Origin of the sequence: Prauserella isguenensis, from assembly GCF_014191605.1 — a bacterium.
Taxonomy (GTDB): Bacteria; Actinomycetota; Actinomycetes; order Mycobacteriales; family Pseudonocardiaceae; genus Prauserella; species Prauserella isguenensis.
This window is the reverse complement of the sequence record NZ_JACHWU010000001.1, coordinates 1,801,834-1,822,420: the sequence shown is the minus strand read 5'-3', so window position 1 is coordinate 1,822,420 and position 20,587 is coordinate 1,801,834. Positions and strand designations below refer to the sequence as shown.

17 protein-coding genes are annotated in these 20,587 nt (G+C 69.8%); 3 read left to right on the top strand and 14 right to left on the bottom strand.

The genetic code is table 11. The features are described 5' to 3' along the window. Nucleotides 1–17 precede the first annotated feature (17 nt). From FHS23_RS08445 to FHS23_RS08430, 4 genes are all read right to left on the bottom strand, one after another. Nucleotides 18–1,133 carry a hypothetical protein gene (locus FHS23_RS08445; RefSeq protein WP_183650383.1) on the bottom strand — a complete coding sequence of 372 codons (1,116 nt, stop codon included), beginning with the start codon at nucleotides 1,131–1,133 and terminating at the stop codon, nucleotides 18–20. Further along, entirely contained in the window at nucleotides 1,105–1,362 is a 258-nt protein-coding gene (locus FHS23_RS08440) for a Trm112 family protein (RefSeq protein ID WP_183650380.1), read from the bottom strand. The genes FHS23_RS08445 and FHS23_RS08440 overlap by 29 nt, the downstream gene beginning before the upstream one ends. Before the next feature lie 87 nt (nucleotides 1,363–1,449). Continuing rightward, entirely contained in the window at nucleotides 1,450–2,802 is a 1,353-nt protein-coding gene (locus FHS23_RS08435) for a phosphomannomutase/phosphoglucomutase (protein ID WP_183650376.1), read from the bottom strand. A gap of 191 nt (nucleotides 2,803–2,993) precedes the next feature. Further along, a complete protein-coding gene (locus tag FHS23_RS08430) occupies nucleotides 2,994–3,377 on the bottom strand; it encodes a DUF3499 family protein (RefSeq protein ID WP_183650373.1) in 384 nt (127 codons plus the stop codon). Between the two features lie 279 nt (nucleotides 3,378–3,656). Between FHS23_RS08430 and FHS23_RS08425 the strand changes: the two genes are divergently transcribed. Beyond that, entirely contained in the window at nucleotides 3,657–4,091 is a 435-nt protein-coding gene (locus FHS23_RS08425; RefSeq protein ID WP_183650370.1) for a metallopeptidase family protein, read from the top strand. Nucleotides 4,092–4,104: 13 nt separating this feature from the next. On the opposite strand, the gene FHS23_RS08420 is transcribed toward FHS23_RS08425, so the two are convergent. Together FHS23_RS08420 and FHS23_RS08415 are read right to left on the bottom strand one after the other, a co-directional pair. Continuing rightward, nucleotides 4,105–6,294 (bottom strand): hypothetical protein, encoded by a 2,190-nt coding sequence (locus tag FHS23_RS08420; RefSeq protein WP_343053731.1) that lies wholly within the window; start codon nucleotides 6,292–6,294, stop codon nucleotides 4,105–4,107. 209 nt (nucleotides 6,295–6,503) lie between these two features. Next, nucleotides 6,504–6,827: a WhiB family transcriptional regulator gene (locus tag FHS23_RS08415; protein ID WP_253830584.1), complete on the bottom strand. Its 324-nt coding sequence runs from the start codon at nucleotides 6,825–6,827 to the stop codon at nucleotides 6,504–6,506. Nucleotides 6,828–7,206: 379 nt separating this feature from the next. Between FHS23_RS08415 and FHS23_RS08410 the strand changes: the two genes are divergently transcribed. Next, nucleotides 7,207–7,989, top strand: a complete 783-nt coding sequence (locus FHS23_RS08410) for a zinc metalloprotease (RefSeq protein ID WP_183650367.1) — start codon at nucleotides 7,207–7,209, stop codon at nucleotides 7,987–7,989. 22 nt (nucleotides 7,990–8,011) lie between these two features. On the opposite strand, the gene FHS23_RS08405 is transcribed toward FHS23_RS08410, so the two are convergent. The 3 genes from FHS23_RS08405 to mshB are packed head-to-tail and all read right to left on the bottom strand — an operon-like array spanning nucleotide 8,012 to nucleotide 10,121. Beyond that, nucleotides 8,012–8,812: a hypothetical protein gene (locus tag FHS23_RS08405; protein WP_183650364.1), complete on the bottom strand. Its 801-nt coding sequence runs from the start codon at nucleotides 8,810–8,812 to the stop codon at nucleotides 8,012–8,014. Between the two features lie 8 nt (nucleotides 8,813–8,820). Next, nucleotides 8,821–9,291, bottom strand: a complete 471-nt coding sequence (locus FHS23_RS08400) for a hypothetical protein (RefSeq protein ID WP_183650361.1) — start codon at nucleotides 9,289–9,291, stop codon at nucleotides 8,821–8,823. After that, nucleotides 9,288–10,121: an N-acetyl-1-D-myo-inositol-2-amino-2-deoxy-alpha-D-glucopyranoside deacetylase gene (gene mshB, locus FHS23_RS08395; RefSeq protein WP_183651232.1), complete on the bottom strand. Its 834-nt coding sequence runs from the start codon at nucleotides 10,119–10,121 to the stop codon at nucleotides 9,288–9,290. The genes FHS23_RS08400 and mshB overlap by 4 nt, the downstream gene beginning before the upstream one ends. A gap of 118 nt (nucleotides 10,122–10,239) precedes the next feature. Here mshB and FHS23_RS08390 point away from each other — a divergent pair, with 118 nt between their 5' ends. Continuing rightward, complete coding sequence (locus FHS23_RS08390) at nucleotides 10,240–12,027, top strand: dipeptide ABC transporter ATP-binding protein (protein WP_183650358.1); 1,788 nt, start codon at nucleotides 10,240–10,242, stop codon at nucleotides 12,025–12,027. 85 nt (nucleotides 12,028–12,112) lie between these two features. Here the strand turns inward: FHS23_RS08390 and FHS23_RS08385 are convergent, their stop codons facing one another. The 5 genes from FHS23_RS08385 to typA form a co-directional block, all read right to left on the bottom strand. Then, nucleotides 12,113–13,036 carry an ABC transporter permease gene (locus FHS23_RS08385; RefSeq protein ID WP_183651229.1) on the bottom strand — a complete coding sequence of 308 codons (924 nt, stop codon included), beginning with the start codon at nucleotides 13,034–13,036 and terminating at the stop codon, nucleotides 12,113–12,115. A gap of 1 nt (nucleotide 13,037) precedes the next feature. Next, nucleotides 13,038–14,054: an ABC transporter permease gene (locus tag FHS23_RS08380; protein ID WP_183650356.1), complete on the bottom strand. Its 1,017-nt coding sequence runs from the start codon at nucleotides 14,052–14,054 to the stop codon at nucleotides 13,038–13,040. A 188-nt stretch (nucleotides 14,055–14,242) separates the two neighbouring features. Further along, nucleotides 14,243–16,000, bottom strand: a complete 1,758-nt coding sequence (locus tag FHS23_RS08375) for an ABC transporter family substrate-binding protein (RefSeq protein WP_183650353.1) — start codon at nucleotides 15,998–16,000, stop codon at nucleotides 14,243–14,245. 336 nt (nucleotides 16,001–16,336) lie between these two features. Next, nucleotides 16,337–18,283, bottom strand: coding sequence for an ABC transporter family substrate-binding protein (locus FHS23_RS08370; protein WP_343053729.1), 1,947 nt, complete (start codon nucleotides 18,281–18,283; stop codon nucleotides 16,337–16,339). A 273-nt stretch (nucleotides 18,284–18,556) separates the two neighbouring features. Then, complete coding sequence (gene typA, locus FHS23_RS08365) at nucleotides 18,557–20,467, bottom strand: translational GTPase TypA (protein ID WP_183650348.1); 1,911 nt, start codon at nucleotides 20,465–20,467, stop codon at nucleotides 18,557–18,559. Between the last annotated feature and the right edge of the window lie 120 nt (nucleotides 20,468–20,587).

Genomic DNA, 20,587 nt, shown 5'->3' with positions numbered 1-20,587 from the left:
GCCCGGCCGTGCCACCGTCACAGTGACAGCGGCGCGACGCGGCCGGCTCCCCCGATGGTTCCAGCCGCGAGCCCCAGGTACACCGCGGCGAACTCGAATCGCAACGCCAGCACGGCGGCGCACGCGGCGTCGTCGGCGTCGGTGAGCTCCTCCGCCGGTGCGAGCACGTCCGCGGCGGGCAGGGTCTCCCCCACGCGGAACCGCGCGTCGTCGGTCGCCGGGCCGCTGCGCACCGCCAACAGCAGAGCACGCGGCGGAGCGGAGCCGCCGACCTCGTCGAAATCCGGGTCGGCGAAGATGTCCCGTTCGTCACCGCCACGTGCGGCCATGGCGTGCAGCGCCGGGCGGGCGAGCGCCTGCCGATAGTCGGCCACATCCGCCACGATCGCCGCGTGCGCGCCCATCGCGTAGGCGGCGTGCTGCCCGACGGCCACCCCGGCGTGATCCAGCCCCCACAGCAGCGGCGTCCGATCTGCGATCCGCAGCGCCAGCGACTTCGCCGGATTCACGAACGACTCGTGTTCGAGGTGCCCGCGGGCCGCCTCGTTGTCCAGCCGGTCCGCGAGGCCGTCGACATCCGACACCAGCAGTCCGAGCGCACCCGCGGTGAGCAGCCCCGCAGTCAACGCGCGCGGGAACGCCAGCTCGGGCGGGCCCACCACCCGCGGCGACAACACCAGGCCGCGGCCCGCCACCGCCGACGCGACCGGCCCCTCCGGCGGCGCCGACAGCACAACCGTCGCGCCGTAGCGCGCGGCCCGCTCCAGCGACACCGCCAGGTCACGGTCGTACGGATCGTCGGTGTGCGCCAGCACGACGTCGAGCGCACCGATCCACGGCGGCACCGTGTCGGTCACCACGACCGGCACCGGGCAGGCGGGCGCCAACAGGGCCGTCAGCAGCTGCGCCGCGCCGTGACCCGCCCCGGGCCGCACGATGACCACGAGCGACCGGGGCCGCCCGATGTCCAGCCGCTCCGCCAGCTCCAGCTCGTTCGCGGCCTCGATCGTCGACCGCACCTGCGCACCGGCCATCGCGGCCGCACGCAGCACACCGCCCGTGTCGGCGTCGTCGAGCCGGCGCGGGTCGTCGAGGAGCGTGTCGTCAAACACTGCCGGCCTCGGAATCGCCATCGGTCTCCGGATCACCCGCGCCCGCGGGGTCGGCGGCCGGTCGGCCGCCGTCGGCCTCGTCGAGCAACAGCACCGGAATGCCGTCCCGCACGGGGTACCGCCTGCCGCAGGACGTGCAGGTCAGCACGTCGGCAGCAGGGTCATCCGGCGTGCCGGCCGTCAGCGGGGCGTGGTCCGCCGACGGGCACGCGAGAATGTCGAGCAGTTGCGGATCGAGAGTGACGGCCATTTTTCCTATTTACCACGGTTGGCCCTCCCCTCGGAGGGCAGTCGAAAAGTGTTCGTCAGCGGCCGGTCGGTCCGGGCCGCGGACCGCTCACGCACGGACGATCGCCAGCACCTCGTCGGTCAGTGCCGTCACGGCCGCCTCGTCCGGCGCCTCGACGTTCAGGCGCAGCAGCGGCTCGGTGTTCGACGCGCGGAGATTGAACCAGCGGTCACCGAAGTCGACCGTCAGCCCGTCCAGCTCGTCCACCGACGCACCGCCGCGGCCCTCGTAGGTCTCCTTCACCGCGGCCAGCCTGCCCGCTTGGTCCTCGACCGTCGAATTGATCTCACCGGAGGCGGCGTACCGCGAATACCGCGCGGTCAGCCCCGACAGCGTGCCCGGCTGCTCACCCAGCGCGGCGAGTACGTGCAGCGCGGCGAGCATGCCGGTGTCGGCACGCCAGAAGTCGCGGAAGTAGTAGTGCGCCGAGTGCTCACCGCCGAACACCGCACCCGTGCGCGCCATCTCCGCCTTGATGAACGAGTGGCCCACGCGGGTGCGGATCGCCGTGCCGCCCTGTTCGGTCACGATCTCCGGCACCGCCTTCGACGTGATCAGGTTGTGGATGACGACCCCGCCCGGCTCCTTCGCCAGTTCCCTGCTCGCCACCAGCGCGGTGACCGCCGACGGAGAAACCGGGTCGCCGTTCTCGTCGATCACGAAGCACCGGTCGGCGTCGCCGTCGAAGGCCAGGCCGACGTCCGCCCCGGTCTCGCGGACCTTCGCCTGCAGGTCGACGAGGTTCTTCGGGTCCAGCGGGTTGGCCTCGTGGTTGGGGAACGTGCCGTCGAGCTCGAAGTACATCGGGACGATCTCGATCGGCAGGCCCTCGAACACCGTGGGCACGGTGTGACCACCCATGCCGTTGCCCGCGTCGACGACCACCGTCAACGGGCGGATCCCGGTCAGGTCGACCAGCGAACGCAGGTAGTCCGCGTACTCCGAGAGCACATCGCGCTCGGTGATCTCCCCGGCCTGGCCGGCGAACTCGGGCACCCCGTGCTCGACGGTGTCGCGGATCTCCGCCAGCCCGGTGTCCTGGCCGACCGGCGCGGCACCGGACCGGCAGAGCTTGATGCCGTTGTACTCGGCCGGGTTGTGGCTGGCCGTGAACATGGCACCGGGCATCGCGAGCTTGCCGGACGCGAAGTACAGCTCGTCGGTGCTGGCCAGGCCGATCGACACGACGTCGAGTCCCTGCGACGTCACGCCCTCGGCGAACGCGGACGCCAGTTCCGGCGACGAGTCACGCATGTCGTGGCCGATGACCACCGACGGCGAGTCGGGCTTGATGAGCAGGGCGAACGCGGCACCGAAGTCCCGCACCAGGCCTGCGTCCAGCTGGTCACCGACGACGCCACGAATGTCGTAGGCCTTCACGATGGCCGACAGGTCTGACACGCCTCACTCCCCGATCATCCGATTGGTGACTCCCCAGAGCCTGAAACCTCGCCCCGGAGCGTACCCATTCGCCCGATCATGCCAACGCAGCGGTGACGTCACGGGTTCCGGATCACTGAGCGTGGCACCGACCGTGTTCCGAACGTCACGGTCTCGTGCGCCGTCCGGCGCGGGCTCGCCGTCTCCTCGAACTACGCGTGCCCGGGGAGAACGCGCAGGTGCCCACGCCTGCCCGGCTCGGTGCCCGTCGCACCCGCCTCGCCGGAGCGATGCGACACCGCGGCAGTCGGTTCCACGGGCTCGGGCCTGCCCGCCTCCCGCACGGCCTCCGCGAGCGCGGTCAGCTCGTCGACGGTGGGTTCCGGAGGGGAGAAGCCACCCTCGTGCCGCACGACCTCCCAGCCACGCGGCACCGTCAACCGCATCGCATGCGTCTCGCACAGGTCGTAGGAGTGCGGTTCGGACGACGTGGCGAGCGGCCCCACCACCGCGGTCGAGTCGCTGTAGGCGTAGGTCAGCGTGGCGACGGCGGGCTCATGACAGCCCGTCCGCGAACACTTCCGCACGCTCCGCACGGTTGATCACGATAGCCCCTCCTCCCGGGGGAGGGGTAGCTGACACGCCCGCCCGTCTCCCGCCCCACCCGTCCCTCGGCGCCGACCGCGCGCAGCGATCGGACACGGACCCGGGCGGCCCCTTCGACGCGCCGCCGACACCCCGAAGTAGGCCACCGCACACCCACCGCATCTGCCGTTCCCCGGGTGCATCGCCGGGAAGGTTGGTGCGGCCGGGGCGGGCGGATGGGTACCCTTGGCCCGGTGACGACGGCTCGAGGTGCACGGTTTCGACGGCGCATGCGACGCGACCGCCACGGGCGGGGACTCCGCGGTCCGCTGTATCCGGCCAGTCTGCCCGCCGCGTCGACTCCCGCCGAGCGGTTCGACTCGCTGGTGCTGGACGCGCTCGAACCCATCGAAGGTCGCTGGCGCAGCGAACTGACGAAACTCGACGTCGCGGTCGACGACGTCCCCGAGGTCAAGGACGGCCCGCCGGGCACGGTCGACGAGGGAGTACTGCACGACGGTGCCGTCCCGTTGTCGCGGCTGGTCCCGGCGGGTGTCGACAGGTCCGGGCTGCCGACCCGCGCGCGTATCGTGCTCTACCGCAGGCCGCTCGAGGCGCGCGCCCAGGACCCGTCCGACCTGGCCGACCTGGTGCACGACGTGCTCGTCGAACAGATCGCGGCCTACATCGGCGTGGAACCGGACATCATCGACGGCGGTCACTGAGCCGCCCGCCCCCTCACCGGCCGCGGGCGGTCCGCAACCTGCCCGGTACGGCCGTGAGCACCGTGAACAGCAGCGCCGCCACGCCGACGAGCAGGAACACCGAGTGCCACGGCGCGGTGTAGCGGACCACGACCTCGGACTCCGACTCCGGCACCGCCACCGACACCTGGTGTCCCCACGCCGGTGTGATCGGCACCGGTTCGCCGTCGACCGTCGCGCTCCACCCGGGTTCGTACTCCGCGGCCAGCACCAGGAGCCTGCCGTCCGGGCCCTCCGACACGCGCACGCGCGCCTCGGGCAGGCGCGCGTCGACCGGGGCGATCGCCGAGCCGCGCATGAGCTCGTCACTCGGAGCACTGCCGCTGACCGCGCGATGCGCCTGTTCCGGGGACACGAGCGTGACCTGGCCGGCCTCCGGCGTCAGCCGCAGCACCGTACGGCCGCCGGAGGCCGACGGGACCGAGCGCACGAGGTCCCCCGCCTCCGCGCGCAGCGCGCCACCGTTCTCACCGGGCGGCAACACCACGAACTCGACCCCGGCCGCGGCGGCGTTCGTCACCGCGTCACGCGAACCGGCCAACAGCCCGTTACGCCAGCCTTCGAGTCGCTCCGCCATCCCCTCCGCGGGAGCGAACGCGTCATCGCCGAACTGCGGGGTGCGCCCGGCAGCGAGCCGATCCGGTGGCGGCACCGGCACCCCGTCGCGGCCCAGTACGAGGGCGCCGCGTCCGCTGTCAGCCAGTTCGTCGGCCAGCGCCGCGGGCAGCCGCACCCCGCCGCCGTCCCGCACCTCGCCCGACCCGCCGAGGAACGCCACCATCGCCAGCATGACGAGGGTGACGGCCGCGCAACCCGCAGCCACCACGGGCAATCCGCCGTCACCCGCGCCGCGACGGACGCCGAGCACGATCGCCACCAGTCCCGCGGTGACGACCACGAGCGGCGCCCCGGCATAACCCGGCAGCTCTCCGCCACCGGTGACCGGTTCCGCCCACACGAGCTGTGTGACGGCCACGCCCGCGCAGCCGATCACGACGAGCACCGCCCCCGTGGCCATCCGCACGGACGCCGCCGTGACGAGCGCGGCCACGGCGACGACCACCAGCACGAGCCCCAGTGGAACGCCGCCCGACGGATGCAGGCCCGCCAGGCTCGCGACCGTCGCCGCGTCAGCGGGTCCGGTGAGCCCGTGCAGCAGCAGTTCGGGATGCGTGACCAGCGTCGGTAGCCACGGCAGCGCCAGCGCGAGCGGCACCAGCACGACCATGCCGATGGCGGGCAGCCCCTTCCACGACCGCCCGCCCGGAACGGGCAGCGCCACGAACGCGGCGAGCAGGCCGACCAGGACCATCCCGTACGTGACCGGGGAGAACACGCCGAGCAGCGCCATCCCCAGCGCGCACGACGCACTGAGAGGCAACCGGCGCACGTCACCGCCGAGCAGCAGTGACGCGATTCCGGCGACGACCGCGGGCAGTGCGATGTGCACGACGACGACGCCGATCCGCCCGGATGAGACCGCGTCGGTCGCGGCGGGCGCGAGCGCGTAGGCGGCGGCCCCGCCCGCTCGGGCCCACCGGCCTGCGCCGAGCCGCCGGGTCGCGGCGTAGGCGACGAGTGCCGAGGCGGGCAGGTCGAGCAGGAGGAGCAGAGAGACGGCGACCGCGGGGCCGCCGAGCACGGCGCCCAGCCCGCCCAGTACCGCCAGTGCGGGTGAACCTGCGCTCGTCGTGCCGCCCGCGACGCCGTGCCACGCGTCGAGGTAGGCGGACCAGACGTCGCCGAGGTCCCCGACCGGCAGCAGCGCTCCGCCCGCGAGGTCCACGCCGAGACGGTCGGCCGCCACGCCGTGCAGCAGCAGTGCCAGGACGGTGAGCGCCAGTGTGAGCACGGTCGGCGGGGCGAGCAGGAACCGCCGCACCGCGGACCTCCCGTACTGCGCCCGCTCCGATGCCGCTGCCTCGCCGGAGCTGTCGGCCTCGGCGGAGCTGTCGGTCTCGCCGGAGCTGTCGGCCTCGTCGGGAGTCACGACGTCGTCGGAGTCGGCGGGCCCGTCCGGGGAGCAGCCGCCGTGGGCCACGGCCGTATCGGAATGCGCGTCGGGCCCGGCGTTCGTCTCCGGTTCGGCGGCAGGGCCGGACGAGTCGTGATCGGACGGCCCGCGACCGGATTCGGCCGGACCGGACTGCGATGTTCGGGGCACTGCGTCACTCCGGAGCTCGAGGATCACCAGCGCGGGGATCACCGGCACAACGGCGACGCACCGACGTCACGGTGCGGTGACCGTGCAGCACCGTCGCGGTGCAGCAAACGTCACCGTGCAGCACCGTCACGGACGCACGTGCCGGATCGTCCCTCGCGCACTCGCGTGCGCACGGTACGCCTGCCGACGCGCGTGCCCGGCGAGCAGTGTCAGACGGCGCGCTTCTTGAGCTTCCGACGTTCCCGTTCGGACAGTCCGCCCCAGATGCCGAAGCGTTCGTCGTGCGCCAGCGCGTACTCGAGGCAGTCGTCCTTCACCTCGCAGCCCTGGCAGATCCGCTTGGCCTCCCGCGTCGAGCCGCCCTTCTCCGGGAAGAACGCCTCCGGGTCGGTCTGCGCGCAGAGCGCCCGTTCCTGCCACTCCTGTTCGTCGGTGATGTCGAGGAGCTCCGCGAGCGCCTCGAACTCGCCGTCAGTCTGGGCAGCCCGGTCCACCGGCCGTCCCCACTCGGTTCCCGTCATGTCCAACCGCACGTCCGCCTCCTCGCTTCCACGCACTCCCAGGCTGGCGGTGTTCGTCCCCTGAGCCCGTCAGACCGGTTCGCAGTGCGAACCTGCCCTGCACTGCCCCCCTTTTGGCAGCGAATGACATCAATGTGATTACACCTGTGTAGTGCGGCGAGGTCAAGCGGAGTAGCGAGGATGGGGGATAGATCGCGGCGGTTTTGCAAGCGGACACGCCGAGGCGGGCACACAGCGATCTCACAACTCATTTCGCGTCTCGATCACACCACGGCGTAAGCGGTGCGTCGACCCGGCGGCCCCGATCGACGGACGCCTGGACCGGACCACCCGCCACGTCCGACCCCCGCCGCTTACATCGGCCATGCACCGGATGCGCGAGGATGGGGCCGTGCAACGTTCGGTGGTCCGGCCCAGCCCGCTCTTCTACGCCCTGCTCGCCGTCACAGCCGTCGGCGGCGCACTGTGCGCCCTCTTCCCGCCGCTGTCGGTGAACTTCGGCGGCATCGACCGCGACGTCGTCGGCACTCTCGGCGTCATCCTGCTCGTACTGGGCGGCTGGGCGGTGTCGCTGACGCTGCACGAATTCGGTCACGCGATCGTGGCCTATCGCGGCGGCGACCGGGAGGTGGCGCTCAAGGGCTACCTGTCGATGGACATCCGGCGTTACACCGACCCGGTGCTGTCGCTGGTCCTACCGCTGATCATCCTCGCCATCGGCGGCATCCCGCTGCCCGGCGGGGCGGTGTGGATCAACCGGTGGGCGCTCCGCTCCCGCAAGGTCTCCTCGTGGGTGTCGCTCGCGGGCCCGCTGGCCAACCTCGCGATCGGCATCGTGCTGACGCTCGTGATCGTGCTCGCACCACTGCCCGCCGGGCTCATGATCGGCCTGTCGTACCTGGCGTCGGTGCAGATCCTCGCCTTCGTGCTGAACATCCTGCCCGTGCCGGGACTGGACGGTTACGGCGCCATCGAGCCGTACCTGTCGCCGCAGGCGCGGGAGTTCGGCGCAAAGGCGCGGCCGTGGGCGCCGCTGGTGCTGTTCGCGTTCATCATCGCCGTGCCCGGCGTCAGCGCTGCGTTGTGGGACGTCACGAACGCCATCTTCGGCGCCGTCGGCGGCAACGACATCGCGGCGCAGCTCGGCCAGCTGGCGTTCATGTTCTGGCGCTGATCCCGCTGTGGGCGGGGCCCATTCAGTCCCCGCCCGGGGCTCCGGCGGCCGGTGCGGGGTGGGCGGCGAGCCATGTGTCCGCCCGCTTCGCGACGCGTTTGAGCCCGGACCGCTCGCCCAGGTAGTCGGCGGCCATCCCGATTCCGGGCAGGAGTCCGAGCGCCTTGTGGTAGAAGCGGCCACTCGGCCGCTTCTCGAGTTCCTCGGGGATCTCCTGCAGCGACCGGCCGAGGCGCCACAGCGTGCGGGCCACCGTCTTCAGTGACGTCCTGCCGCGCGCAGAGCGTTCGCCGTCGAGTTCCTCGGTCAGCCGCTCCGTCTCGGCGTCCTCGGCGCCGCGGTCGGCCTTCCTGCCCTCGGCGAGTTCCGGCGGGATGTCGCGTTCGAACAGCGCCCAGGCGATCAGCCGGACACGCGTGGCCACGTCCGTGTGGCCACGTTCGCCCGCGAGGGCGCACAACAGCAGCCCCTGTCCCGCCGCACCGATCGTGTCCTGCACCGGCAGTAGGTCCGACACCGCGCCCGCGATCCCCGGCACGGCGGCGACCAGCGACGTGAACCGGCCGACCCTGCCCGTCCACCATTTCGTGCGCGCCCCGGTGTCCATGTCCGCCCACGCGGCGGTACCGGGCAGCTTCACGGCGTTCAGCCCGTGGAGCAGCCGGTCGCGCAACCTCGGGTCGTCGATCACCGGGTCCTCGGCCTCGCGCGCCAGCACCGAGAACGGGTCCTTCTCCCGCAGGGCGTCCACCAGCGGGCCGGTGGCACGCACGTAGGGACGCAGCACGCTGACCACGTAGGCATCGGTGATGTGCTCGGCCATGGCGGCGGCTACCTCCGTGTCGGTGTCGGGCTCGGACGGGTGGGTTTCGCGGACGCCGCCGACGACGACCGGTCGCGCGACTCCCGCGCCGCGCGGCCCAGAACGCCGCCGAGCACGAGCGCCGCGGGCACCGCGCCGCAGCCGAGCAGCAGCAGCGTGCGCAGGTCCGCGATGAGGACGTGGTCGTCACCGGGGCCCGCGATGCCCACCACCAACACCGTCAGTACCCACACCACCAGCGGCACCATGCCCAGCCTGCGCTCGCCGAGCCTGCTGGCCGCCGACACCAGCCACGGTGTCGTCAGGGCGGCGAGCACCACGACGATCGGGAACGGCACGTCGCCGACCCGGGGCAGCAGGGTGCCGTCGAGACGCAACGGCAGGAAGAACAGCTCCAGCAACGCCAGTAGCACGGCGTCGACCGAGAGCAGGGCGAGCCATGCCGCCGTCCGCCCGGGTGCGGGTCGTTCGCCGCTCATCGGAGCCCTCCGAACAGGTCGGTGTCGGCACCCTCGGCCGGACCGTGGGCCAGTACGAAGTACTCGGCGGCGGGCACCGGCTGAGCGATGCCGTTGGACAGTGCGAAACAGTCCGGTCCGACCGCGACCTGCGTCTCGTGGGCGGCGAGCGCGGCGAACTTGCGCCACCGGTGTGCGCGGATGTCGACCACGGTGGTGATGTCCGCGTCCGGCGTCGTCGGCAGTTCCTCGTCGTCGGGGATCCGGAATCCGACGTCGCCGGCGGCACGCAACGCCGCGAGGCCCTCGGTGGTCGCCCGTCGCGACGACACCGTGTGGAACACCCGGCGCACCGACGGTACCTGCGGTGCCGCGGCCATGGTGATCTCGTGGGCGCGGATGTGGTCGGGGTGGCCGTATCCGCCGTGGGCGTCGTAGGTGACGACGACTTGCGGGCGCAGCTCGTCGAGGACGGCCGCGAGCTGGCCCGCCTGTGCGTCGACGTCACCGCCGGTGAAGGCCCGCGGATGCTCGGCCGACGGCGTGCCCGCCATTCCCGAGTCGCGCCAACGGCCCGTGCCGCCCAGATACCGGTGGCCGGTCCAGCCCAGCGCCCGACCCGCGGCGGCGAGCTCGCCGTCGCGGTAGCCGCCCAGCTGGTCGCCAGCCCACGCGCCGAGCTCGTTCAGCGCGGGCGGAATGATCTCGCCCTCCTCGCCGAGTGTGCATGTGACGACGGTCACAGGAACGCCGTCGGCTGCGTAGCGGGCGATCGTGCCGCCCGTCGTGATGCTCTCGTCGTCCGGATGCGCGTGCACCAGCACGAGGCCGTGTCCATCATCGTCCGAGATCACAGCTCAACATTAGTTCCTTCGACCCGTCCCCCGAACGGCCCATGTCGACTATCCTCGCGCCCAACGTCCACGACCACCGAACGTGGCACCCGAACCCGCACTCGAAGGGCATCTGGTGAGCACAGAAACACAATCACCGCAGGTCGCCGGCACAACCGGGCCAGTCCTGTCCATTTCGGATCTCCACATCTCGTTCAAGACCGAGGACGGTCCGGTCGACGCCGTCAAGGGCATCAGCTTTGACGTCGAGCCCGGGGAGATCCTCGCGATCGTCGGCGAGTCCGGGTCGGGCAAGTCCGTGACCTCGATGTCCGTCCCCGGCCTGCTGCCGAAGACGTCGTCGATCAAGGGGGCGCGCAGGGTCGAGAACCTCGACCTCGGCGGGCTCTCACCCAAGGAGCTGCGCAAGCACCGCGGCAACGACGTGGCGATGATCTTCCAGGAGCCCATGACCGCGCTGAACCCGATGTACACCATCGGCTGGCAGCTGCGGGAATCCCTGCAGGCGCACCACAAGGACATGTCGAAGGCCGCCGCTGACAAGCGCGCCGTCGAGCTCCTCGAACTGGTCGGCTTTCCCGAGCCGGACAAGCGGATCACGCAGTACCCGCACCAGCTTTCCGGCGGTCTGCGCCAGCGCGTCGTCATCGCGATGGCCATCTCGTGCGACCCGAAGATCATCATCGCCGACGAGCCGACGACCGCGCTCGACGTGACCGTGCAGGCCGAGATCCTCGGCCTGCTGCGCCGGCTGCGCGACGAGCTCAACACCGCGATCGTGCTCATCACGCACGACATGGGCGTCGTCGCCGACCTCGCCGACCGCGTGCTCGTCATGTACAACGGCGAGATCGTCGAGCAGGCACCGGTCGCGGAACTGTTCGCGAACCCGCAGGAGGACTACACGAAGCGCCTCCTCGCTGCGGTTCCCGTGCTCGGTTCCCGCCCCGCGGGCCGCAGGCTCCTCGAGTCCGAACCGGCCGTACCGGCCGAACCGGAGATCTCCGACGCCGAGGTCGCGGAGCGGCTCAAGGAGGTCGAGGAGGAGCTGGCCGGTGAGGTACAGGAGGAGGCGCCCGCGCTCGAGCTCAAGAACCTCGTGCTGGAGTTCCCCGGCCGTGGCCGCAAGAACAAGGTCCGCGCGGTCGACGACGTGTCGCTGAGTATCGAGCGCGGCGAGATCCTCGGCCTGGTCGGCGAATCGGGCTCCGGCAAGTCGACCGTCGGCCGGTGCGCGATCCGGTTGCTCGACCCGACGTCGGGCACGGTGTCCGTCGGCGGCCGTGACATCACGAAGCTGTCGACGAAGAAGCTCCGGCCCTTCCGCCGGTACTTCTCGATCGTGTTCCAGGATCCGGCGTCCACACTGGACCCGAAGATGACGATCGGTGAGTCGATCGCGGAACCGCTGGTGCTGCACAAGGTACTGTCGGGCAACGCGCTCACCTCGCGTGTGACGGAACTGCTCGACCAAGTGCAGCTGTCCGCGCACTACCGCAACCGCTACCCGCACGAGCTCTCCGGCGGTCAGCGCCAGCGCATCGCGATCGCGCGTGCCCTGGCGCTGGACCCGAAGCTGCTCATCGCCGACGAGCCGACGTCCGCGCTGGACGTGTCGGTGCAGGCGAAGGTTCTCGACCTGTTCCTCGACCTGCAGCAGCGCCTCAACTTCGCGTGCCTGTTCATCAGCCACGACCTCGCCGTCGTGGACCTGCTGGCCGACCGCGTCGCCGTGATGCGCAAGGGCGAGTTGGTCGAGGTCGGCGAGCGGGACCAGGTGCTGCACGACCCGCAGCACGACTACACCAAGCGGCTGCTGGCCGCCGCCCCGGTGGCCGACCCGACCAAGCAGCGTGAGCGCCGTGAGGCCTGGGAAGCGGGCCGGTACACGCTCGCCGAGTGAACCTGCCGGCACCCCACACGAGAAGGGCGGTTGCCGTTTCCCTGCGGAAACGGCAACCGCCCTTCTCGTGTTTCGACTCTGTGGGTCAGGCCTTGACGCCGCGCTGCCGGGGGTCGAACGCGTCCCGCAGCCCGTCGCCGATGAAGTTGATCGTCAGCGAGATCAGCACCAGAACCGTGAAGGCACCGAAGAACAGCCACGGCCTGCCCTGCATCTGTTCGTAGTTCTCCGAGATCACCAGGCCGAGCGAGGTGTCCGGGATCTGCACGCCCAGGCCGATGAACGACAGCGCCGCCTCGGCGAGCACGGCCTGCGCCACTGCCAGTGTGGCGTTCACCGTGATCGTGCCGACCATGTTCGGCACGAGATGCTTGAACACCACGCGGCCGGTTCCGGCACCGGAGGCGCGCGCCGCCTCGATGAACTCCCGCTGCGACAACGACATCGCCTCGGCGCGCGTGATCCTGGCGATCGGCATCCACGCGAACATCGCCAGCACCAGCGCCACGACGTACCAGCTGCCGCTGAGCACCCGCACCATGATCGCCGCCGCCGCGATCGACGGCACGATCAGGAACAGGTCCGTCAGCCGCGAGATCGCCGAGTCGGCGAACCCGCGGAGGTAGCCGGCGAGCGCACCGAGCACGACGCCGACGATCGTCGTCAGCAACGCCACGGTGATGGCGATGAGCAGGGAGAACTGCGTTCCCCTGAGCACCTGCGCCATCATGTCCTTGCCGACCTGAGTGGTGCCCAACGGATGCTCGACGCTCGGCTCCACATAGGAGGAGAACGAGGCGTCGGCGTAGCTGTGCGGGTAGAACAGCGGCAGGACGATCGAGGCCAGGACGATCAGCGCGAGTACGACCACGCTGCCCATGGCCAGTTTGTGCCGCAGGAACTTCCGCAGCACCATCCTGCCCTGACTACGGGCCTCCGGAAGTGCTTCCGCGCTTCCGCCGGGGTTCTTGTCACGGCCGGACTCGGCACCGGCCTCCATCGAGTTCAAGTCAGCCAACGCGAATCCTCGGGTCCAGAATGCCGTAAACCAGGTCTGCGATGAGGTTGGCGACGACCACCGCGATGGCGATGACCACGATCCAGCCCATCAGCGTGTTCGGGTCGTTCTTGTTCACGGCCTCGACGAGCACGGAGCCCATGCCGTTCCACGCGAACACCCGCTCGGTGATGATCGCGCCGGTCACAACCGTCACGAAGTTCACCGAGAACAGCGTCGTCACCGGGATCAGCGCGTTGCGGAAGGCGTGCCGCATGATCACGCGACCCTGCGAGATGCCCTTGGCCTGCGCCGTACGGACGTAGTCCATGTTCATCGTCTCGAGCATCGACGAGCGCTGGAACCGGCTGTAGGCCGCGAAGCTGATGAACATGATCGACAGGGTCGGCAACAACAACCCGCCGATGTAGGTGATGAACGAGTCGAAGAAGCCGTCCCCACTGAGCGACTCGGGGCTCGTGGTCTTCAGGAACGGATTGCCGAGCCAGGAATCCCAGCCCAGATCGTTGATCATCACGTTCAGGTCGATGCCGTACATCTTCAGCACGATCGCGACACAGAAGATCGGCATCGAGAAGAAGATGAACGCCATCGTCGTCGCGATGTAGTCGATCGGCGTGTACTGCTTCACGGCCGCGAGCACACCGACGGCCACGCCGAGCAGCAGCGCGATGATCTCCGCGGCCAGAATCAGCTGGATCGTGACCTCGAAGGCACTCATGATCTTCGGGAACACGGGCTGCATGTTCGAGCCCTGGGCGATGGAGATACCCCAGTCGCCGGTGAGGAAGCCACCGAGCCAGTCGAAGTATCTCGGCACGATGCCCTTGTCGAGCCCCAGCTGGTGCGACAGCTGGTCGATCGACTCCTGACTCACACCTGGCTGCGTTCTCAGTTCGCCGAGAGGATCACCCGCGGCCGCGACCATGCAGAAAACCAGGAAACTTCCGACAAAAAGGATCGGAATCGAAATCGCCAATCGGCGAAGGATGTAGACAACCAGGTTCAACGACTTGCTCCTAGTCCGAGCCCCGCCCGGAATCATGCGCTACTGCTCGCGCCACGATAGTGGTTACCAGTGCAGAGTAAACAGGTACTTACGTCGGACGTCGGGGGCCGGACGATCTGCCCGGCCCCCGACGTCCACGTCAGCGCGGTCCAGTGCTCAGGGCACTGCCGGCGGGGGAATTGCCGAGATTACTCGGCGGCCTCCCATTCACCGACATTCCACAGCGCACCGTTGTAGGACTGCATGTACACCCGGTCGATACCGCGGAAGCCCCACATCGACGGCGTGGCGAAGAGCGGGAGTGTCGCGTGCGTGTTCGCCAGTGCCTTGTCAGCCTCCTGGTAGTGCTTCCGGGCCTCGTCCTTCTTGGTGGAGTCGGCCGCGGCGTCGTAGGCCTTGTCGACCTCCTTGTCGCTCAGGCCCTGCCAGTTCTGGCCACCACCCGTGGAGTAGATGTCCTTCTGCGTGGACTTGAACGGCTCCGAGGACCAGCCGAACAGCGCGACGTCGTAGTCACCCTTGTCGACGCGGCCCGCCAGGAAGTTGGCGTCCTGGTCGTCCTTGACCTCGATACCGGCCTTCGCCGCCGCCGACTGGATGATCTCGACGGTCTGCTTCCGGCGGGCGTTCTCGTTGTGGGAGATCTCGATCGAGAAGCGCTCACCGTTCTTGGCGTAAATGCCGTCGCTCCCCTTCTTCCAGCCACCGTCCTGCAGGATCTTCTCGGCCTCTTCGGCGCCCTGGCCGGCCTTGTCGCTGTAGACGTCCTGGTAGCCGTCCTCACCCTGGAAGAACACGATGCTCTGCAGCACCTCGGCGTCGGGCTGGACGCCCTTCAGCAGCTTGTCGACGATCTGCTGCCGCGGCACGACCGCGAAGAACGCCTTGCGAGCGGCCTCGTCGGAGAAAATGCGCTTGAAGTTCAGGTCCAGGTGCTCGTAGGTCAGCTGCGGCGCGGAGCCGTAGGTGACGCCCTGGGACTCCAGGTTCTGCATCGTCGTCGCGGCGGTGGCGTCCGGCTGGGTCGACGCGGCGACGTTGATCTCGCCGTTCTCCAACGCGGTGGCCATGGCCTGGGTGTCCGGGATCGTGCGGACGGTCACCTCCTTGGGGCCACCCTTGGCGCCGATCCACTCCGGGTTCTTGTCGAGCACGACGCGACCGGAGTTACGGTCGAAGCTCTTGATCTTGTACGGCCCGGAGCCCGGCATCAGGTCTTCGTCGAAGCCCTTCCAGCCACCTGCCCAGAACTCGGCCACGTCGGAGACCTTCGGCGAGTCCGGCTTGATCTTCGTGATGTCGTCGATGCCGGTCTCCTGCTCGAGGATGTGCGCCGGCAGGACAGCGCCGTTCGCGAACAGGTTCTCGTAGTCGATGTAGGGCTGCGAGAACTCGGCGGTGAAGGTCTGCGCGTCCTTGCACTCGGGCTGGTCGATCAGCTCGTAGCCGGTGCTGGCGGCGACGTTGAAGCCCTCGGCCTTACCGGAGTGCGCCAGCCAGGAGAGGTAGAAGTCCGAGCAGTCCCAGGCCTCACCGTCGGACCACTTGGCGCCGTCCTTGATCTTCCACTCGACGGTGTAAGGATCCTCGGAGGTGACCTCGATCGACTCCATCAGGTCGCCGTTGGTCAGGACCTTGTTGTTGCCATCGAGCAGGGTCGGACCGGCGAGCACCGAGGTCAGCACGTAGTTGTTGTACGAGCTGTTCGCGTCCGCGGTGTCGTTGTTGTAGGCCGTGAACTTGTCGTCGATCGCGACCGTCACCGGGTCCATCTCGGGCACATCGGCGAGCTTGAAGACATCGCCCTCCTGCGCCTTGCCCTCGGCCATGCTCGCCACGTCGTCAGACGAGCCGCCGGAGTTGTCTCCTCCGCCGCCACAGGCGGTCAGCACCAGAGCCGACACAGCCGTCACGGCCATGGCGGAGATTGCTTTGGATCTCCTCATTCGTGTGCCCTCCTAGCACTGAAGACTCTGCGGTCGTCCGCACCGCAGAGTCCACACCCTCCGGCCGGTCTGACCGGAGCATATGACACGCCAAGCCACTCGTTTGGCGCATATGCGGAGGAACGCTAGGAACCGGAGGCACTGCGAGTCACCATCTGCCTGGCGATCGTGACCAAAGGGTGACTTCTACCTAGCGTCCGGACATCCACTTCTTACGTTCGGTAAACATTTGCCGCCCACCGAGTGGCATGTGAGGAGCAATGTAAACCCTGAGACCGAACGTCGGGTATCGAAACCCCGAAAACCATCGGCGGGTATCCGGCGAACCGGACGGAATCACTTCTCGCCGCGACTCCACTCGACCGCCGACGCGAACGGACCCGCGGATCTCGGCGCGATCCGCACCCCGTCGACCTCCGACGTGACGGCCACCGTGTCGGTCGGCTGGAACAGCGGGATCGTCACGCCGGCCTCCCACAGAGCCGGTTCGACCGTCCGCAGCACTTCGTCGAGCGGTTTCGAGCCGGTCAGCGCATCGACGACGGCCGGCTGCAGCTCGGGATCGCAGTATCCGGCGGGATTCGCGGGCCGCATGGGGCCGCCTTCCTCATCGCCGCTCTGCGCGCTTTCGGTTTCGTTCGTTCCGGTCTCGGAATCGGATTCTTCGCCGGTTCCGCCGCCGGATTCGCCGGATTCCGCCGTGCCTTCCGCAGAACCGTCACCCGTTCCGCCGGACGCGCCTTCTTCGGAACCACCGTCGGCCGATTCCGTACTTTCGTCGGTGGCCCCGCCGTCGGTGGTCCCGCCATCGCCACCGTCCTCGTCCACACCGTCCTCGTCGCCACCGTCCGATCCGGTGCCGTCCTCGCCGGACGACAGCAGCGGGGTGCAGCCGTAGGACGAGGCGAGCGTCGACGCCGGATCGCCGCTGACCGGACGGCCGACGACGGCGATGTCGACCTGCACCCCGCCGTCGGTGTTCTCCTCCGGCGCCAGCAGCCGGTTGAACAGCTCGCGCGCCGATTCGGGTGTCGTGTCCCTGACCTCGATTCCCGCTTCGACCAACTGGCGCGTCAGCTCGTCGGCGACGGCCTTGAACGGCTGTCGCTGCCCCGGTGCCGCCAGCGCGAGCGACAACGGCTGCCCGTCGCGCGTCCAGGTACCCGCGACCCGCTCGTAGCCCGCCGCCTCCAGCAACCTGCGCGCCTTGCGCGGTTGCGGATGTCGCGGCGAGGCCCCGGCGGGAAGCGTCGCGCGATAGTCCGTGTCCGACGGTGCCCGCACGTGTGCGCCTGCCCTGTCGTGGCCCGACGGCCCGCCCTCGGCGCCGGCCTGGATGAGTTCGTCCCGGTCGATGAGGGCCTCGACGGCTTCCCGAACCTGGCCGTCGGCGAGCGTGGCCACAGGCCGCAACAACGTCGAGACCACGTAGGGCCGCGGCACCTGCGACACCGACACGTCGTCGCCGAGCCCGTCGAGGCGCTGCCTGCCCGTCTCGTCGGTGCCGACGACGGCCAGCTGGTCGGTACCACTGCCGAGCGCGCCCGCGAGAGCGGACGGGTCGGTGCGTCGGAGCACGACCCGGTCGACGGCGGCGGGCTCCTCCCAGTACCGCTCGTTGCGTTCGAGGACGATCTCACCGCGCGCCGAGTCGACCGTCGTGATCGCGAACGGCCCGCCGTAGGCGGGGAAACTGTCACTGAGGGCGTTCTGCCAGCCGCCGGGAACGTCCTTCATCAGGTGCTGCGGCAGCAGGTGGTCGAACAGCGTCCGCCATCCCGGATACGGCTCGGAGAACTCGACGTCGACACGTTTGCCACCGTCGGCGGGGCGGATCTCGGAGATCAACCGGTATCCCGCGGCGCCCACGACGCCGGGTTGGGACGTCATCGCCTCGTGCAGGTAGACGAAGTCCTCGACGGCGATGGGCGCACCGTCCGACCAGGACGCGTCGGAGCGGATGCGGTACGAGACCGTGAACGGGTCGTGGGCGATGACCTCGGCCGACCGCATCAGCCGCTCGTCGAGCACCCGATTGCCCTCTTCGTCCGGCCGGAAGACCGACGGCAGCAGCATCGTCGCGAGCGCCTGGGTGGTCGTGGACTGGTCGGCGAGGTTGTGCGGGTTGTACCCGCCGCCGATGGAGTCGACGGCCACGGAGATGTCCGAGCTGTCACCCGGCGCAGCCGTCGACGTCGCGGAGGCGGGCGAGCTGACCACGGGAGGGGGCGGCATGTTGGTGCACGCCGTCACCAGTACGGACACCAGCGCGAACACGAACACAACCGGCTTCCGGCCTGTTCGCCCCCCAACGATCGCGCGCACCTGCCGTTACTCCCCTCGCGTGTCGCCTGACTCCGGCACGGGATCTCGCCGACCGGGTCGGTCCGAGCCTGCCAGACGGGATGTCAAGGCCGGCGAAAGGCCACTGCTGTCGACGCGCGAACGAGCCTCCCGGTTCCCCCGGAAGGCGGCTTCCACCGCATATCCGCACCCGAGAACGACCCGCGGGCGGGCCCTGGCTCCCCTTGTCGGACCGGTCCGGGGCCGCCCGGATCAGGCGCGGTCGCGGGCCTTGGCGCGCGAGCGCTCCTTGGCCCGCTGCGGACCGTCCAGCGTCATCTTGCGCACGCGTACGACCTTCGGCGCCACCTCGACGCACTCGTCGCTCGAGCAGAACTCGAGCGCCTCTTCGAGGCCGAGCTTGCGCGGCCGGGCGAGCCGCTCGAGCTCGTCACCCGTGGCCGAGCGCATGTTGGTGAGCTTCTTCTCCTTGGTGATGTTGATGTCGAGGTCCTCGGCACGCGGGTTCTCGCCCACGACCATGCCCTCGTACACCTCGGCGCCGGGCTCGACGAAGAACTCGCCGCGGTCGGCGAGCTGCAGCATCGCGTACGTCGTCACCGGGCCGGAGCGGTCGGCGACCAGCGAACCGGAGTTCCGCGTACGGATCTCGCCCGCCCACGGGAAGTAGCCCTCGAAGACGTGGTTGGCGATGCCGGCGCCGCGGGTCTCGGTGAGGAAGTCCGTGCGGAAGCCGATGAGGCCGCGGGAGGGCAGCACGTACTCGAGCTTGATACGGCCCGTGCCCGTGCCTTCCATCTCCTCCATACGGCCCTTGCGTGCGGCGAGGAGCTGGGTGATCGCGCCCATGTACTCCTCGGGCGCGTCGATGTAGAGCCGCTCGAACGGCTCGTGCAGCTTGCCGTCGACGGTCTTGGTGACCACCTGCGGCTTGCCGACGGTGAGCTCGAAGCCCTCGCGGCGCATCTGCTCGACGAGCACTGCCAGCGCCAGCTCGCCGCGGCCCTGCACCTCCCAGGTGTCCGGGCGCTCGGTGGGCAGCACGCGCACGCTGACGTTACCGATGAGCTCCTGGTCGAGCCGCGCCTTCACGAGCCGCGCGGTCACCTTGTCGCCACCGCCGCGACCGGCCAGCGGCGAGGTGTTGACACCGATGGTCATCGAGATCGCGGGCTCGTCGACGGTGATCCGCGGCAGTGCCTCGGCGTGCTCCGGGTCGGCGAGCGAGTCGCCGATGGTGATGTCCGGGATACCCGCGATCGCGACGATGTCGCCCGCCGTCGCCTCCTGGGCGGGCACCCGTTCGAGGGCCTGCGTCACCAGCAGTTCCGAGATACGGACCTGCTGGACCTCTCCCCCTTCGCGGATCCACGCGACGGTCTGCCCCTTGCGGATCTTGCCCGCGTAGACGCGGACCAACGCGATCCTGCCGAGGAAGCTGGACGCGTCGAGGTTCGTCACCAGCGCGCTCAGCGGCGCCTCCGGGTCGGCCGCGGGCGGCGGCATGTGCTCGAGCAGCACGTCGAACAGCGGGTCGAGGTTCTCGCTGGCGGGCGCCTGCCCGTCGACCGGGCGCTCGAGGCTCGCGCGCCCGTCGCGGGCGGCCGCGTAGATCACCGGCATGTTCAGCACGGCGTCCATCGCCTCGTCGGTCATGCCGTCGACGTCGCCGGCGAGCTCGAGCAGCAGGTCGTGAGTCTCCTCCACGACCTCGGCGATCCGCGCATCGGCACGGTCGACCTTGTTGACCACGAGTACGACCGGCAGGCCCGCCTCGAGGGCCTTGCGCAGCACGAACCGCGTCTGCGGCAGCGGGCCCTCGCTCGAGTCCACGAGCAGGACGACGCCGTCGACCATCGACATGCCCCGCTCGACCTCACCGCCGAAGTCGGCGTGACCCGGGGTGTCGATGACGTTGATCGTCACCGGGCCGTCCGGGGTGTTGCGGCGGATGGCCGTGTTCTTGGCCAGGATCGTGATGCCCTTCTCCCGCTCCAGGTCACCGGAGTCCATGACGCGGTCCACCAGCTCGTCGCGCTCGTTGAACGCGCCCGACTGCCGCAGCATGGCGTCGACGAGCGTCGTCTTGCCGTGGTCGACGTGGGCCACGATCGCGATGTTCCGGAGGTCTGTCCTGACCTTCTCGGAGGTGAGTGCAGGCACGCGAGAACTCCTGATACGAGAAGAGGGTTGAGGTGACCTGAGCCGTCGCAGCGACACCAGGTCTTTTCCCAGCGTACCGGCGGCGCCGATGTGCCCGACGCCACACCTCGTGACCGCCGT

What these genes read in the sequence shown, in the direction of transcription:
- FHS23_RS08375 (WP_183650353.1), bottom strand. Translation starts at nt 16,000, where the DNA reads ATGAGGAGATCCAAAGCAATCTCCGCCATGGCCGTGACGGCTGTGTCG.
- FHS23_RS08440 (WP_183650380.1), bottom strand. Translation starts at nt 1,362, where the DNA reads ATGGCCGTCACTCTCGATCCGCAACTGCTCGACATTCTCGCGTGCCCG.
- FHS23_RS08425 (WP_183650370.1), top strand. Translation starts at nt 3,657, where the DNA reads ATGCGACGCGACCGCCACGGGCGGGGACTCCGCGGTCCGCTGTATCCG.
- FHS23_RS08400 (WP_183650361.1), bottom strand. Translation starts at nt 9,291, where the DNA reads ATGAGCGGCGAACGACCCGCACCCGGGCGGACGGCGGCATGGCTCGCC.
- FHS23_RS08445 (WP_183650383.1), bottom strand. Translation starts at nt 1,133, where the DNA reads ATGGCGATTCCGAGGCCGGCAGTGTTTGACGACACGCTCCTCGACGAC.
- FHS23_RS08405 (WP_183650364.1), bottom strand. Translation starts at nt 8,812, where the DNA reads ATGGCCGAGCACATCACCGATGCCTACGTGGTCAGCGTGCTGCGTCCC.